The organism is Streptomyces sp. NPDC002566 (assembly GCF_042889585.1).
Classification (GTDB): Bacteria; Actinomycetota; Actinomycetes; order Streptomycetales; family Streptomycetaceae; genus Streptomyces.
Map to the genome: position 1 here is coordinate 234,905 of NZ_JBIARD010000001.1, position 15,491 is coordinate 250,395.

General features: G+C 71.1%; 10 protein-coding genes. 9 read left to right on the forward strand and 1 reads right to left on the reverse strand.

What is annotated here, in order from left to right; genetic code table 11:
• Positions 1-30 precede the first annotated feature (30 nt).
• Genes ACFYXA_RS00910 through ACFYXA_RS00925 form a run of 4 tightly spaced genes read left to right on the forward strand, consistent with a single transcriptional unit; the run spans position 31 to position 5,907 of the window.
• On the forward strand, positions 31-1,683 hold the full coding sequence (locus ACFYXA_RS00910) for an extracellular solute-binding protein (RefSeq protein ID WP_389027183.1): 1,653 nt from the start codon (positions 31-33) through the stop codon (positions 1,681-1,683).
• Positions 1,680-3,188, forward strand: coding sequence for a xylan 1,4-beta-xylosidase (locus ACFYXA_RS00915; protein WP_389027185.1), 1,509 nt, complete (start codon positions 1,680-1,682; stop codon positions 3,186-3,188). The genes ACFYXA_RS00910 and ACFYXA_RS00915 overlap by 4 nt, the downstream gene beginning before the upstream one ends.
• Entirely contained in the window at positions 3,185-3,865 is a 681-nt protein-coding gene (locus tag ACFYXA_RS00920; protein WP_389027187.1) for a hypothetical protein, read from the forward strand. The genes ACFYXA_RS00915 and ACFYXA_RS00920 overlap by 4 nt, the downstream gene beginning before the upstream one ends.
• Positions 3,862-5,907, forward strand: a complete 2,046-nt coding sequence (locus ACFYXA_RS00925; protein WP_389027189.1) for a beta-galactosidase — start codon at positions 3,862-3,864, stop codon at positions 5,905-5,907. The genes ACFYXA_RS00920 and ACFYXA_RS00925 overlap by 4 nt, the downstream gene beginning before the upstream one ends.
• Here ACFYXA_RS00925 and ACFYXA_RS00930 read toward each other — a convergent pair.
• Positions 5,901-7,871: an alpha-glucuronidase gene (locus tag ACFYXA_RS00930; RefSeq protein WP_389027191.1), complete on the reverse strand. Its 1,971-nt coding sequence runs from the start codon at positions 7,869-7,871 to the stop codon at positions 5,901-5,903. The two genes, ACFYXA_RS00925 and ACFYXA_RS00930, sit on opposite strands and share 7 nt — an antisense overlap.
• Positions 7,872-8,371: 500 nt before the next feature.
• Between ACFYXA_RS00930 and ACFYXA_RS00935 the strand changes: the two genes are divergently transcribed.
• From ACFYXA_RS00935 to dxs, 5 genes are all read left to right on the forward strand, one after another.
• A complete protein-coding gene (locus ACFYXA_RS00935; RefSeq protein WP_352245978.1) occupies positions 8,372-9,571 on the forward strand; it encodes an ROK family transcriptional regulator in 1,200 nt (399 codons plus the stop codon).
• Between the two features lie 123 nt (positions 9,572-9,694).
• On the forward strand, positions 9,695-10,789 hold the full coding sequence (locus tag ACFYXA_RS00940) for a sugar ABC transporter substrate-binding protein (RefSeq protein WP_389027193.1): 1,095 nt from the start codon (positions 9,695-9,697) through the stop codon (positions 10,787-10,789).
• Positions 10,790-11,155: 366 nt separating this feature from the next.
• The gene (locus tag ACFYXA_RS00945; protein WP_130438086.1) at positions 11,156-11,947 is read left to right on the forward strand and encodes an ATP-binding cassette domain-containing protein; all 792 of its coding nucleotides are present in this window, start codon (positions 11,156-11,158) and stop codon (positions 11,945-11,947) included.
• The gene (locus ACFYXA_RS00950; protein WP_351338219.1) at positions 11,944-13,287 is read left to right on the forward strand and encodes a sugar ABC transporter permease; all 1,344 of its coding nucleotides are present in this window, start codon (positions 11,944-11,946) and stop codon (positions 13,285-13,287) included. The genes ACFYXA_RS00945 and ACFYXA_RS00950 overlap by 4 nt, the downstream gene beginning before the upstream one ends.
• A 230-nt stretch (positions 13,288-13,517) precedes the next feature.
• Positions 13,518-15,446: a 1-deoxy-D-xylulose-5-phosphate synthase gene (gene dxs, locus ACFYXA_RS00955; protein ID WP_351092153.1), complete on the forward strand. Its 1,929-nt coding sequence runs from the start codon at positions 13,518-13,520 to the stop codon at positions 15,444-15,446.
• The last annotated feature ends 45 nt before the right edge of the window (positions 15,447-15,491 follow it).

Below are 15,491 nucleotides of genomic sequence, written 5' to 3' on the forward strand. Positions count from 1 at the left end.
CGCAACGGCTCGACGAACAAAGGAGCGTCCGTGAAGAACCAAGGGAACCTGTCGCGGCGTCAGATCCTCGCGGCCGCCGGCTTCGTCGGCCTCGCCGCCCTCACCGGCTGCGGCAGCGGCGGAGACGGCGACGGCAAGGACCTGTCGAAGAAGCAGAACGGCGCGATGAAGGAGTACCGCGTCGGCCAGCAGTTCAAGGCGGCCCGGCCGCTGTCCTTCTCGATGCTGCACAACGACAACCCGGCCTACCCGATGAAGAGCGGCTGGCCGTTCTGGCAGGAGCTCACCAAACGCACCGGGATCACCCTGAAACCGGTGTCGGTCCCGCTGAGCGACTACGAGAAGAAACGCAGCCTCCTCATCGGCGCCGGCGACGCCCCGTTCCTGATCCCCAAGACGTACCACCCCTCCGAGGTCGCGTTCGTGTCGTCGGGCGCGATCCTCCCGGTCAGCGAGTACGTCCATCTGATGCCCAACTTCCAGGACAAGGTGCGGAAGTGGCGGCTGGAACCGGAACTGGACTCCATCCGTCAGTCCGACGGCAAGTACTACCTGCTGCCCGGCCTGCACGAGAAGGTCAAGTCCGGCTACTCGCTGTCGCTGCGCACGGACGTCCTCGACCGGCTCGGCCTGACCGCGCCCACCACCTGGGACCAGGTGTACACCGTCCTCAAGGCGATCAAGGACCGGTACCCCGACCGCTACCCCTTCACCGACCGCTGGAGCACCAACACCCCCTTCCCCGCGGGCGCCTTCTTCAGCTACCTCGGCCAGGCGTACGGGGTTCGGGCGGGCTGGACCTACGACAACATCAGCTGGGACGACGGCACGAAGAAGTTCGTCTTCACCGGCGCCACCGACGGCTTCCGCCAGATGATCGACTACGTGCGCAGACTGGTCGCCGAGAAGCTCATGGACCCGGAGAGCTTCACCCAGACCGACGACGACGCGGTGACGAAGCTGCTGTCCGAGAAGTCCTTCGTGATCAGCGCCAACCCCCAGGAGCTGGTGCAGAAGTACCGCTACAACCTGGAGAGGCAGGTCAAGGGCGCGCGGATCGAGATGATCCCGGTACCGCTCGGACCCGCCGGGCCCGTGGTGCTGGGCGGCGCCCGGCTGGAGAACGGCGTCATGATCTCCAGCAAGGCGCTGGAGAGCGACACCTTCGTCGCCATGATGCAGTTCGTCGACTGGCTCTGGTACTCCGACGAGGGGCAGCGGTTCGCCAAGTGGGGCGTGGAGGGCCTCACCTACACCGACGCCGGCGGCCGGTACCGGCTCAAGGACGGCATCTCCCTCATGGGCTCCGACGCCGACGCCCCGAAGGACCTCCAGAAGGACTACGGCTTCTTCAACGGCGTCTTCACCTACGGCGGCAGCTGGGCCCTCGTCTCCTCCTCCTTCAGCCCGGACGAGAAGAAGTTCCAGGACGCCATGGCCGAGCGGCGGCAACTGCCGATCGCGCCCGCGCACCCGCTGCAGTCCGTCGAGCAGGAACAGGCCACCCTGTGGGACACCCCGCTCAGGGACCACGTCACCCAGAACACGCTGAAGTTCGTCCTCGGCAAGCGCCCGCTGTCCGAATGGGAGTCCTACGTGCGGGAGTTGAAGGCCAAGAACATGGACCGGCTCGTCGACCTGCACAACAAGGCCCATGAGCGCTTCACGAAGGAGAGCAAGTGATCCGCGTCCCCGCCGAGGCGACCGGCCGGCTCCCCGACGCCTGGCGGACCTGCGTCGGCACCGGCCGGATCGAGCTCGCCCTGCGCCGCGACTACCAGGACTCCCTGGCCCTGCTCCAGCGCGAGATCGGCTTCCGGTACATCCGCGGCCACGGCCTCCTCAGTGACGGCATGGGCGTACACCGCCCCTACGACCATGAGGGCGCCCGGCACGTCCACCACTGCTTCACCTATGTCGACCAGGTCGTCGACGCCTACCTCGGACTCGGCATCCGGCCCTTCCTCGAACTCGGCTTCATGCCGACGGGACTGGCCTCCGGCGAGCAGACGGTCTTCTGGTGGAAGGGCAACGTCACCCCACCCCGCTCCGACCGGGAGTGGGCCGCCCTCGTCCGCGCCACCCTCGCCCATCTCGTCGACCGTTACGGCCTGGACGAGGTCCGCACCTGGCCGATCGAGGTGTGGAACGAGCCCAACCTGTCCGACTTCTGGCAGGGCGCCGATGAGGCCGCCTACCACCGGCTCTACGAGGTGACCGCGCACGCCGTGAAGGAGGTGGACGCGAGCCTCCAGGTCGGCGGTCCCGCGATCTCACCGGGCGCCGACGACTGGCTGCTCCGCTTCGCCGAGTTCGCCGAACGCCGGGACGTGCCCGTGGACTTCGTGTCCAAGCACGCCTACACCTCGGGGCCGGCCCAGCACGTGCCGTTCGGTTCGTACCAGACGCTGGCGCCGGCGCGGCAGCTGCTGGACCAGTTCGCCCCGCCCCGTGAGCTGCTCAAAGGCACCCGTCTGGCGGAACTCCCGGTCCACATCACCGAGTTCAACTCCTCGTACTGCCCCGACAACCCCGTCCACGACACCGCCTTCAACGCCGCGTACCTGGCCCCCGTTCTCGCGGGAGGCCATGAGCACGCCGACTCCTTCTCCTACTGGACGTTCAGCGACATGTTCGAGGAGGCCGGCGTCCCCACCGCGCTCTTCCACGGCGGCTTCGGGCTCCTCACCCACCGGCAGGTGAGGAAGCCGACGTACCACCTGTACGCGTTCATGGCGCGGATGGGCGAGGAACTGCTGACGCGCGGCCCGGACCACCTGGTGACACGGCACCCGGACGGCCGGGTCACCGTCCTGGCCTGGGCGCCCGTCGACCCGAGCGGCACGACGCCCGGACCGGAGCGGCACACCCTGCGGCTGTCCGTCCCCCTGCGCGGGCCGGAGGCGTTCGTCCGCCGGTCCACCGTGGACGAGGAGCACGGCAACGCCCGTACCGCATGGCAGCGGATGGGCAGCCCACGCTCACCCCGCCCGCACCAGCTCGACGTCCTGCACGAAGCGGCCGAGCCCGCACGCGCCCACCTCCGGCTGCCCGTCGAGGACGGCCGGACCGCCCTCGACCTCACGCTCACCCGCCACGAGATCACCCTCGTCGAGATCAGCCCCGTCGAGGAGGAGGCCCCGCCCTGGTCGGACGACCGCCGGCTGCTCGGAAGGGACCCGCGATGAGCACCCCGCCGATCGCCTTCGGCGCCGGCCCCCTCTCCCGCGCCGCCGCCCTCGTCCACACGCTGCTCACCGTCGAGGCACTGCTGCTCCTGACCGCCGCACCCGGCTTCGCCGCCCTGCTGTCCCTCGGCACCGACCCGGGCAGTCTGCCGCTCGCCGCCCTCTGTCTGCTGCCGCTCGGCCCCGCACTGTCCGCTGCCGTCTACGCCCTGCACCACCGCGGCCGCGACCTCACCGACCTCCACCCGGCCCGCGCCTACCTGCGCGGCCTGCGCCTCAACGCCCTGCCCGCGCTGAAGCTCTTCACGCCGCTGCTGGCCTGGCTGACCGTGATCGCCTTCACCCTCACCCGCTTCACCGCCACCGGACTGCCCGGCTGGTGGGCGGCGCTGCTCGGCGCGATCGGCGTGACACTGCTGCTGTGGGGCGCCCACGCCCTCGTCCTCACCTCGCTCTTCGCCTTCCGCGCCCGCGACACCGCCCGCCTCGCCGCGTACTTCCTGCTCCGGCACGGCCGCGCCACCCTCGCCGCCGCCTCCCTGCTCGTGCTGGCCGGCGCGCTCACCGCCCTGCTCACCGAGGCCCTGCCCGCCCTGCTCGCCGCGCCGCTGCTGCTCTCCCTGCTGCACACGAGCCGCACGGTGATCGCCGAGACCCAGGAGGACTTCACCGTATGACCGCCCCCGACACCGGAGACGACGGCCGCCTCCCGCGCACCGGAAAGATCCCCTACGGCGGCGACTACAACCCCGAACAGTGGCCGGAGCGGGTCTGGGACGACGACCACCGCCTGTTCTCCCGGGCCGGCGTGGACACCCTCACCGTCGGCGTCTTCTCCTGGTCCCTCACCCAACCCGCCGAGGACACCTACGACTTCGGCCTCCTGGACCGCGTCCTCGCCCGCGCCGCGCGTGCGGGCCGGCACATCGTCCTGGCCACCGGCACCGCCGCCGTCCCGCCCTGGCTCGCCAAGCGGTACCCGGAGGTCAACCGCACCGACTTCGAGGGCCGCCGGCACCGGTACGGCCAGCGCCACAACTTCTGCCCCACCGCGCCGGCCTACCGCCGGCTCGCCACCGCGATGGCCGGCCGGCTCGCCGAACGGTACGCCGGACACGAGGCGTTGCTCGCCTGGCACATCAACAACGAGTACGGCGGCGCCTGTCACTGCGACCTGTGCGCCGAGGCCTTCCGCGGCTGGCTGCGCGAGCGGCACGGCACGCTCGACGGGCTCAACGACGCCTGGTGGACCGCCTTCTGGTCGCACCGCTACACCGACTGGGACCAGATCGAGCCCCCGAGCGCGCTCACCGAGCACTGGCGCGGCCCCGACCACACCGCCTTCCAGGGCATCACCCTCGACTACCAGCGCTTCATGACCGACGCCCTGCTCGGCTGCTTCACGGCCGAGAAGCAGGCGATCCGCGTCCACGACCCGGACACCCCCGTCACCACCAACCTCATGGGCGCCTACCGCCCGCTCGACTACCACCGCTGGGCGCCCCACCTGGACTTCGCCTCCTGGGACAACTACCCGCCCCTCGACGCGCCGCCCACCCGGCCGGCCCTCGCCCACGACCTGATCCGCGGCCTGAAGGACGGCGCGCCCTTCTGGCTGATGGAGCAGACCCCGTCCACGACAGCCTGCCGCGACGTGAACCCCCTCAGACGCCCCGGCGAGCTCCGCCTCGCCACCTGGCAGGCCGTCGCCCACGGCGCCGACGCCGCCCTCTTCTTCCAGCTGCGGGCCTCGCTCGGCGCCTGCGAGAAATACCACGGCGCGGTCATCGGACACGCCGGCCGCGCCGACACCCGGGTGTTCCGCGAGGTCGCCGCCCTCGGCGAGGAGCTGGCGCAGCTCGGGGACCTCACCCTGGGCGCCCGCACCCCGGCCCGCACCGCGCTCCTCTTCGACTGGGACAGCTGGTGGGCCCTGGAGATCTCCGACGGCCCCTCCCGGCTGGTCCGCTACCCGGACGTAGTCCACACCTACTACCGGGCCGCCCGGGAGGCCGGCGCCGACGTGGACGTCGTCCCCGTGACCGCCGACCTGACCCGCTACGACGTGGTCCTCGCCCCCGTCCTGCATCTGATCCGGGGCGACCTGCCCACCCGCCTGGAGGAGCTGACCCGGCGCGGCGGCACCTTCCTCGCGACCTTCCTCACCGCGCGCTGCGACGAGCACGACCGGGCGTTCCCCACCGACGTGCCCGGCCCGCTCGCCGGCCTCCTGGGCATCCGCGTCGACGAGTGGGACGCCCGCCCGCAGGACGTCGTACAGCCCGTGCGCATGGGGGAGGCCCGCCACGACGCCCATCTCGTCTTCGAGATCGTGCAGCCGCGCGGCGCCGAACCGGTCGCCACCTACGGCGCGGACTTCTACGCCGGCACGCCCGCCGTGACCCGCAACCGGTTCGGCGACGGTGAGGCCTGGTACGTGGCCACCGCCCTGGACCCGAGCGGCGTCGACGACGTCGTCCGGCGCGTCCTGGACCGCCACGGCCTCGTCGGCCCCTACGCCCACCTGCCCACCGTCGAGACCGCCGGCCGTGTCACCCCCGCCGGCGAGCACCTCCTCTTCCTCCTCAACCACGCAGCCGCACCGGCGCACCTGACCGCCCACACCGCCGCCACCGACCTGCTCACCGGCAAGCGGTACGCGCGCGGCGAGCCCCTCGCCCTCGACCCGCTGGGCGTGGCGGTCCTCAGACCTCAGTAGACCGTCCGGCCCCGCTCGTCCCCGATCCCCGACTTGCGCAGGAAGTAGCTGTTCACCTGGTCCCGCCACTCCCGCGCACAGCGCAGCTGCTCCTCGAACCGCTCGGCCACGCGCGCGTGCCGGGCCGGCGCCACCAGGTCCTCGAGGCCCTCCCACACCCGGAGGGCCTCCGCGACCTCCTCGACGCCCTCGAAATGAGTGTCGTAGATGTGCTGGATCACCGTCTTCCCGCTTTGCAGCACATGCCCGTAGGGGACGTGGTGGAAGAACAGCAGCAGCTCGTCCGGGCACGTGCCGGGCGTCTCGTAGAGCTCGGACCAGGGCTTGGCGTACTGGGCGGCGTAACCGGTCCCGGTGGCGGCGCTGCGGTCCACGCCCACGCCGTCGCGGTCGGCGAAGTGGTAGGTGCCCCAAGGGCTGTACTCGTAGCCGTCGACGCTCGGCCCGTAGTGGTGCCCCGGCTGCACCATGAAACCGACGCCCAGCGGCGCCGTGTACTTCTCGTACGTCGCCCAGGAGCCGTCCAGCACCCGGTGCAGGCCGGCCGTCAGGCGTTCGGGGGCGGCCGGGAAGGTCAGCGCGATCCACTCGTCCAGGATCCCGAGCGGGTCGGCGTCCGGCCGCCAGGCGAGCCGCCCGAAGGTGTAGAGGTTGGCCTGCGCCAGCGGATGCCCGGTCCAGAAGGGGTCGTCGCCCACGTTGGACACGGCCACGATCCCGCCCCGGACCGTCTCCCCGACACAGGCCTCCTCCTGAAGCCGGAACCGCAGCACCTCGCTCCACATGGGGCCCAGCCAGCACACGTGCCGCTGCTGGCCGGTGTACTCCTGAGTGGCCTGCACCTCCAGCGCCAGCCGGGTCCGCGGCATCGCGCCCAGCACCGGCGAGACCGGCTCGCGCACCTGGAAGTCCATCGGCCCGTGCTTCACCTGGAGCACCGCGTTGCCGGCGAACTCCCCGTCGAGCGGCGCGAAGTGGTCGTACGCAGCCCTCGCCCGGTCAGTGGTGCGGTCCCGCCAGTCCTGGCGGTGGTCGTAGACGAACGCCCGCCAGTGCACGGTGCCCCCGTACGGGGCGAGCGCGGCGGCGAGCATGTTCGCGCCGTCCGCGTGCGAGCGGCCGTAGGCGAACGGCCCCGGACGGCCCTCCGAGTCCGCCTTCACCACGAACCCGCCGAAGTCCCCGATCGCCGCGTACACCCCGCGCACGGCCCGCTCCCACCAGTCGCGCACGGCCGCGTCCAGAGGGTCGGCCGTGGGCAGCCCGCCCAGCACGATCGGCGCGGCGAAGGTGACCGACAGATGTGTCCGGATCCCGTACGGCCGCAACTCCTCGGCGATGTCGGCGACTTCGCCGATCCGGTCGGTCAGCAGACGGGCCTCCGCGTCGTGCACGTTGACGTTGTTGACGCAGACGGCGTTGATCCCGCAGGCCGCGAGGAGCCGCGCGTACGCCCGTATCCGCTCCTTATCGCCCCGCGCCCGTCCGTCCCGCCAGAACAGGGAGCCGCCCGCGTAGCCGCGCTCGACCTGGCCCATGACGGGGTGCACGTCGACGTTGTCCCAGTGGTCCAGCATCCGCAGCGCCGTCGCCGGCCGGTGCGTCTCGCGCGGGGACTCGCCGTCGAACGCCGCCTCGCCGAGCCGTACGACGTGGAAGAGGCCGTACAGCAGCCCGCGTCCGTCGGAGGCCGTGACCGTCGTCGTGCCGCCGTCCCGTGCGCACGTGAAGCCCTCGGATCCCGACTCGCTTTCCGAGTCGACCACTTCGAGCAGGAGGTCGGGGGAGCCGCCGTCCTCGACCAATCGCCCGCCGAACCGCCCGCACGCGTCCGCCACCTCGCCGCGTACGGTGTCCACCAGCGGCCCCGCCCCACGGACCAGGGTCCGCCGCGCCCCCAGGGCGCGAAACGCCTCGGGCGGCAGCCAGGCCGGGTCGACGTCCGCCGCATCCGCTCGACTCAAGACGACAACTCCCCTTCGGGAAACCGTGCACGCTCACGGTGCCGGACAACGTTGTCCCGCGGGACACGCAGACTTCAGTAGCGGCCCGGCGACGGAGGGTGTCAAGAAGGCCTGTCGCGCCAACGGCTCGTGCTTTTCCGGCGCACTTTCCCGGGCTGATTCACGGAACTCGGCGGCGGGAGCGCTGGAACGAACCCCGTGCCTTCAGGCGGCGTACGCGCCCCCCTCGGCCACGGAGCCACGCACGCGCCGCGTGTTGTCCGCTTGCGCCCGTATCCGTGCCGGTATGAACTGCCCGCGCAGGGCCCGTCCGGCGACACCGCGCACCTGCCCCCGTACACCCCGCGACCACCGATCGGGTCGCTTCGCGCCCAAGTGTTCGACCACGCGGAAACCGTTCAACCTCTTGACGGGAGGCGACCCGAACAGCTCAGCTTAGAGTTCACTAGTTGGACATGGACGGGGTCTCATCGAAGCGGCCCCGCGCGCAGGAGGTCGTCGTGGAGACTCCGGGGTCGCAGTCGTCGCTGCACCGAGCCAACCTGGAGCGAGTCGTACGGGCCGTGCGTCTGGCCGGGTCACTCACCCAGGCGGAGATCGCCCGGACGACCGGGCTGTCGGCGGCGACCGTGTCCAACATCGTGCGGGAGCTGAAGGACGGCGGAACCGTCGAGGTCACGCCCACCTCCGCGGGCGGCCGAAGGGCTCGCAGCGTATCGCTGAGCGGGGACGCCGGCATCGTCATCGGGGTCGATTTCGGCCACACCCATCTGCGGGTCGCGGTCGGCAACCTGGCCCACCAGGTCCTCGCCGAGGAGTCCGAGCCGCTGGACGTCGACGCCTCCGCACAGCAGGGCTTCGACCGGGCGGAACAGCTGGTCAGCCGCTTGATCGAGGCCACCGGCGTGGACCGCTCGAAGGTCGCCGGAGTGGGCCTCGGCGTCCCCGGCCCCATCGAGCTGGAGTCCGGCACGCTCGGCTCCTCCGCCATCCTGCCCGGCTGGATCGGCACCCGTCCCGCCGAGGAACTGAGAGGCCGCCTCGGCGTGCCCGTGCACGTGGACAACGACGCCAACCTCGGCGCCCTCGGTGAGATGGTCTGGGGCAGCGGCCGGGGCGTACGTGATCTTGCCTACATCAAGGTCGCCAGCGGCGTCGGCGCGGGGCTGGTGATAGACGGCAAGATCTACCGCGGTCCCGGCGGAACCGCCGGCGAGATCGGGCACATCACCCTCGACGAGTCCGGCCCCGTCTGCCGCTGCGGCAACCGCGGCTGCCTGGAGACCTTCGCGGCCGCGCGGTACGTCCTGCCGCTGCTCCAGGGGAGCCACGGCACCGACCTCACCATGGAGGGCGTCGTGCGGCTGGCCAGGGACGGAGACCCCGGCTGCCGCAGGGTGATCGCCGACGTCGGCCGCCACGTCGGCAGCGGAGTCGCCAACCTCTGCAACCTGTTGAACCCGAGCCGGGTCGTCCTCGGCGGCGATCTCGCCGAGGCCGGTGAGCTGGTGCTCGGGCCCATAAGGGAGTCCGTGGGCCGCTACGCGATCCCCAGTGCGGCACGGCAGCTCTCCGTGCTCCCAGGGGCACTTGGGGGCCGTGCGGAGGTGCTCGGCGCGCTCGCGCTCGCCCTCAGCGAGATGGGCGATTCAACCCTTTTGGACGGAACCCTCACCGTCGCGGCACCCGCCTTCACTTAGAGAACGCATGACGCCGTTGCCATCTCGTTAAGTATTTACTTCTTGACGTCGAACTTGCGGCCGAGTTGACTTCGAGCCACCTCGGCCGCAGCGTTGCGGCCCTGTCAGGGAGGCACACCCCAAATGAACGCAACGATGCGTAGAGTCGTGATCGGCGCCACCGCCGTCTCCATGGCCCTGTCGATTGCCGCGTGTGGCAAGGCGGGCGACGACAAGGACTCCGGCAGCAGCAACTCCGACAGCAAGTCCATCGGCCTGCTGCTCCCCGACAGCGTCACCGCGCGCTACGAGAAGTTCGACAAGCCGCTGTTCACGGCCAAGGTCAAGGAACTCTGCTCCGACTGCACCGTCGAGTACGCCAACGCCGCCGCCGACACCGCCAAGCAGGCCCAGCAGGTCAGCAGCATGGTGACCAAGGGCGTCAAGGTCATCGTGATCTCCGCCCAGGACTCCGCCGCGATCAAGTCCTCCATCAAGGCCGCGGTGGACAAGGGCGTCAAGGTCGTCGCGTACGACCGCCTCGCGCAGGGCCCCGTCTCCGCCTACGTCTCCTTCGACAACGTCAAGGTCGGCGAGCTCCAGGGCCAGGCCCTGCTCGACGCCCTGGGCGCCAAGGCCACCCCGGCCGCCAAGGTCGTCATGATCAACGGTGACGACCAGGACCCGAACGCCGCGCAGTTCAAGGAAGGCGCCCACAAGGCCCTCGACGGCAAGGTGGCCATCGACTACGAGCAGTCCGGTCTGTGGAAGGACACGGTCGCCGCCGAGAAGATGTCCGCCGCGATCACCCAGATCGGCGCGAAGAACATAGCCGGCGTCTACGCCGCCAACGACGGCATGGCCGGTGGCATCGCCAACACCCTCAAGGGCGCCGGCATCGGCACCATCCCGCTGACCGGTCAGGACGCCGAACTCGCCGCCATCCAGCGGATCGTGGCCGGCACCCAGTCCGCCACGGTCTACAAGGCCTTCAAGCCGGAGGCCGACGCCGCCGCGCAGATGGCCGTCAACCTGCTCCAGGGCAAGGACATCAAGTCCCTCGCCTCGCAGGAGCTGACCAGCGGCTCCGGCGACAAGGTGCCCTCCCAGCTGCTGACTCCGGTGTCGGTCACCAAGACCAACATCAAGGACACCGTCCTCAAGGACAAGGTGTACACCGTCGGCGAGATCTGCACCGCCGAGTACGCCGCCGCCTGCAAGGCCGCCGGCCTGCAGTAGGCGCCCGCACCGCGCCGGCGGCCCGGGCCCCTCAGCGGGGACCCGGGCCCCCGGCCGCCGCACGGCCCCACGCCGCACGGCCCACGCCGACGGCCTCACGCCGTAAGGCCCCGCGAGACCCCGCCGACGCCCGCCCCGCCCAACACCCCGCTGCGGGGCGGGCGTCGGACGGAACCGCCGCCGCCGACGACGACGCGAAAACCGTCGCCGACGACGACCGAACGGAACCGTTGCCAACGCAGACGGTCTCGCGCATGTTCATTCTGTAAACCTCGTGCGCCGGCGCCGCCCACCCGCGACCGCCCCGCACATCCCTCCGCGCCTGTCCCACAGCGCGGCATCCCCGCCGGTCAGGCGGCGAAGGAGATGGTTCACGTGTCCGCTACGCCCGTGCTGGCGTTGCGCGGAGTCTCCAAGCGATTCGGTGCGGTCCAGGCCCTCACCGACGTCGAACTGGAGGTCCACGCCGGAGAGGTCGTCGCGCTGGTCGGCGACAACGGCGCAGGAAAGTCCACCCTGGTCAAGACGATCGCGGGTGTCCACCCCATCGATGAGGGCGTCATCGAGTGGGAGGGCAAGCCGGTCAGCATCAACAAGCCGCACGACGCCCAGGGACTCGGCGTCGCGACGGTCTACCAGGACCTCGCCCTCTGCGACAACCTCGACGTGGTCGGCAACCTCTACCTCGGGCGCGAGCTGCTGCACCGCGGCGTCATCGACGAGGTGATGATGGAGAAGAACGCCCGCGAGCTGCTGTCCACGCTCTCCATCCGCATCCCGAGCGTGCGCATCCCGATCGCCAGCCTCTCCGGAGGCCAGCGCCAGGTCGTCGCCATCGCCCGCGCCCTGATCGGCGACCCCAAGGTCGTCATCCTGGACGAGCCCACCGCCGCCCTCGGCGTCGAGCAGACCGCGCAGGTCCTCGACCTGGTCGAGCGGCTGCGCGAGCGCGACCTGGGCGTCATCCTCATCAGCCACAACATGGCCGACGTGAAGGCGGTCGCGGACACCGTCGCCGTCCTGCGCCTGGGCAAGAACAACGGTTCCTTCCCCGTGAAGGACACCAGCCACGAAGAGATCATCGCCGCCATCACGGGTGCCACGGACAACGCCGTCACCCGTCGTGCCGGACGTCGCACCACGGAGGCGGCCAAGTGAGCGACACGTCCAAGACCGTCAAGAGCGCCGCCGGGGACGTCAAGACCGACGGCGTCGTGGAGGACCAGACCACGGTCGCGCCCGCCGACGACCCGACGGCCGCCCCGGTCGCCGTCGTCGACCCGCGCCTGCTGGTCCGCGAAGAGGGACTCAAGGGATACGTCACCGAGTTCAAGCGCAAGATCAAGGGCGGCGAGCTCGGCTCGCTCCCGGTCGTCCTCGGCCTGATCATCATCTGGGTCATCTTCCAGTCGAAGAACGACCGCTTCCTCAGCGCCGACAACCTCTCCGACGTCAGCTACTTCATGTCGGCCACCGGCATGCTCGCCATCGGCCTGGTGTTCGTCCTGCTGCTCGGCGAGATCGACCTGTCCGTCGGCTCCGTCAGCGGTCTGGCCTCCACGCTCTTCGCCGTGTTCGTCGTGGAGCACGGCATGAACGGCTGGCTGGCGCTGATCCTCGCCATCGTCACGGGCCTCGGCATCGGCGCGCTGCACGGCTGGTTCTTCGCCAAGATCGGCGTGCCGGCGTTCGTGGTGACCCTCGCCGGCTTCCTCGGCTGGAACGGCCTGATGCTGTGGCTGCTCGGCTCGACCGGCACCATCAACATCCCCTCCGACGACGGCCCCGTCCACATCCTCGGCCAGAGCTCCTTCTTCATGGACCAGGCCATCGTCGGCGCCTACCTGCTGGCGGGCCTCGGCGTCGTGCTCTCCCTCGTCGGCAACTTCGGCGAGCAGCGCCGCCGCAAGGCCGCCGGCGTGCCCTTCCGGCCCACCGGCGAGATCCTCGTCCGGGTCGGCCTGCTGGCCGTCGCCTCCTTCGTCGCCGCCGCCGTGCTGAACAACGCCCAGGGCGTCTCCAACGCGCTGGTGATCTTCCTCGCGGCGCTGGTGATCGTGGACTTCGTGCTGCGCCGCACCACCTACGGCCGCAAGGTGTTCGCGGTCGGCGGCGGTATCGAGGCCGCACGCCGCGCCGGCATCAACGTGCCGATGATCCGCATCACGGTGTTCGCCATCTCCGGCGGCTTCGCCGCGATCGGCGGCATGTTCTTCGCCGGCCAGACCGCGTCCGCGACGCTGAACGCGGGCGGCGGCAACACCCTGATGCTGGCCATCGCCGCGGCGGTCATCGGCGGCACCAGCCTCTTCGGCGGCCGCGGCTCCGTGTGGTCCGCGCTGCTGGGCATGCTCGTCATCCAGTCGATCACGACCGGACTGAACCTGCTGAACATGAACACCTCGATCCAGTACATGATCACCGGTGGTGTCCTGCTCGGCGCGGTCGTCATCGACTCCGTCTCCCGCCGCAGCCAGAAGGCCGCGGGCCGCGGATAGCGGTTCACGAGGCACGACGAAGCCCCGCACCCCTGCCCGGCACCGTCCTCGGTGCCGGGCAGGGTCGTGTGCGGGCGGCCCGGGCACGACCCGTGTGACGGGGACCGCCGTCACGGGTACTGACCCGGCGTGACGCACTACGCACGGGGTGGGCGCCGTCCGCCCGGGCGGAACATTAGACTCGATGCGCCCGGAAACAGCTCGATCAGCTCTACTGCAAGGAGGCACGGGTGCCGCTGCTGACCCGCATCAGGGGACCGCGCGATCTGGACCGGCTCAGCCCGGAGGAGCTGACCCTGCTGGCCGGGGAGATCCGGAGCTTCCTCGTCGACGCCGTCTCCAAGACCGGCGGCCACCTCGGCCCCAACCTCGGCGTGGTCGAGCTCACCATCGCCCTGCACCGCGTCTTCGAGTCCCCCAAGGACAAGGTGCTCTGGGACACCGGCCACCAGTCCTACGTACACAAGCTGCTCACCGGGCGGCAGGACTTCTCCCGGCTGAAGATGAAGGGCGGCCTGTCCGGCTACCCCTCGCAGGCCGAGTCCGAGCACGACGTCATCGAGAACAGCCACGCCTCCACGGTGCTCGGCTGGGCCGACGGCATCGCCAAGGCCAACCAGCTGCTGGAACGCGACAGCCACGTCGTGGCCGTCATCGGCGATGGCGCCCTGACCGGCGGCATGGCCTGGGAGGCGCTCAACAACATCGCCGAGGCCAAGGACCGCCCGCTCGTCATCGTCGTCAACGACAACGAGCGCTCCTACGCGCCCACCATCGGCGGCCTCGCCAACCACCTGGCCACGCTGCGCACCACCGACGGCTACGAGCGCTTCCTCACCCGCACCAAGGAGATCCTCGACCGCACGCCGGTCGTCGGACGGCCCCTGTACGAGACCCTGCACGGCGCCAAGAAGGGCCTGAAGGACCTGGTCGCCCCCCAGGGCATGTTCGAGGACCTCGGCCTGAAGTACGTCGGCCCCATCGACGGCCACGACCTCGAGGCCCTGGAGTCGGCCCTGGCCCGCGCCAAGCGGTTCGGCGGCCCCGTCATCGTGCACTGCCTCACCGAGAAGGGCCGCGGCTACCAGCCTGCCCTCCAGGACGAGGCCGACCGCTTCCACGCCGTCGGCAAGATCCACCCGGACACCGGCCTGCCGATCTCCACCTCCGGCGCCGACTGGACCTCCGTCTTCGGCGACGAGATGGTCGAGCTCGGCAAGGAGCGCGAGGACATCGTCGCCATCACCGCCGCGATGCTCCAGCCCGTCGGCCTCGACAAGTTCGCCAAGGCCTTCCCCGAGCGCGTCTACGACGTCGGCATCGCCGAGCAGCACGGCGCCGTCTCCGCCGCGGGCCTCGCGCACGCGGGCGTGCACCCCGTCTTCGCCGTCTACGCCACCTTCCTCAACCGCGCCTTCGACCAGGTGCTGATGGACGTCGCCCTGCACAAGTGCGGCGTCACCTTCGTCCTGGACCGGGCCGGCGTCACCGGCACCGACGGCGCCTCCCACAACGGCATGTGGGACATGTCGATCCTCCAGGTCGTCCCCGGCCTGCGGCTGGCCGCGCCGCGCGACGCCGACCAGGTGCGCGCCCAGCTGCGCGAGGCCGTCGCCGTCGACGACGCCCCGACCGTCGTCCGCTTCTCCAAGGGTGCCGTCGGCCCCGCCGTGCCCGCCGTGGGCCGCGTGGGCGGCATGGACGTGCTGCGCGAGCCCGGCACCGACCGGCCCGACGTGCTGCTCGTCTCCGTGGGCGCCCTCGCCCCGATGTGCCTGGAGATCGCCGCGCTGCTCGACCGGCAGGGCATCACCACCACCGTCGTCGACCCCCGCTGGGTCAAGCCCGTCGACGAGGCGATGGCCCCGCTCGCCGACCGCCACCGCGTCGTCGTCACCGTCGAGGACAACTCCCGCGTCGGCGGCGTCGGCTCCGCAATCTCCCAGGCCCTGCGCGACGCCGGCGTCGACGTCCCGCTGCGCGACTTCGGCATCCCGCCGCGCTTCCTCGACCACGCCTCCCGCGCCGAGGTCATGGCCGAGATCGGCCTGACCGCCCCCGACATCGCCCGCCAGGTCACCGGCCTGGTCTCCCGGCTCGACGGCCGGTACGGCGGGACGACGGCGGCGGCCGACGCGGTGGAGTCCGCGCGCGACTGACGCCACCCGACACGCCCGGATGGGCCGGTGCGGCCACTGTAAGGA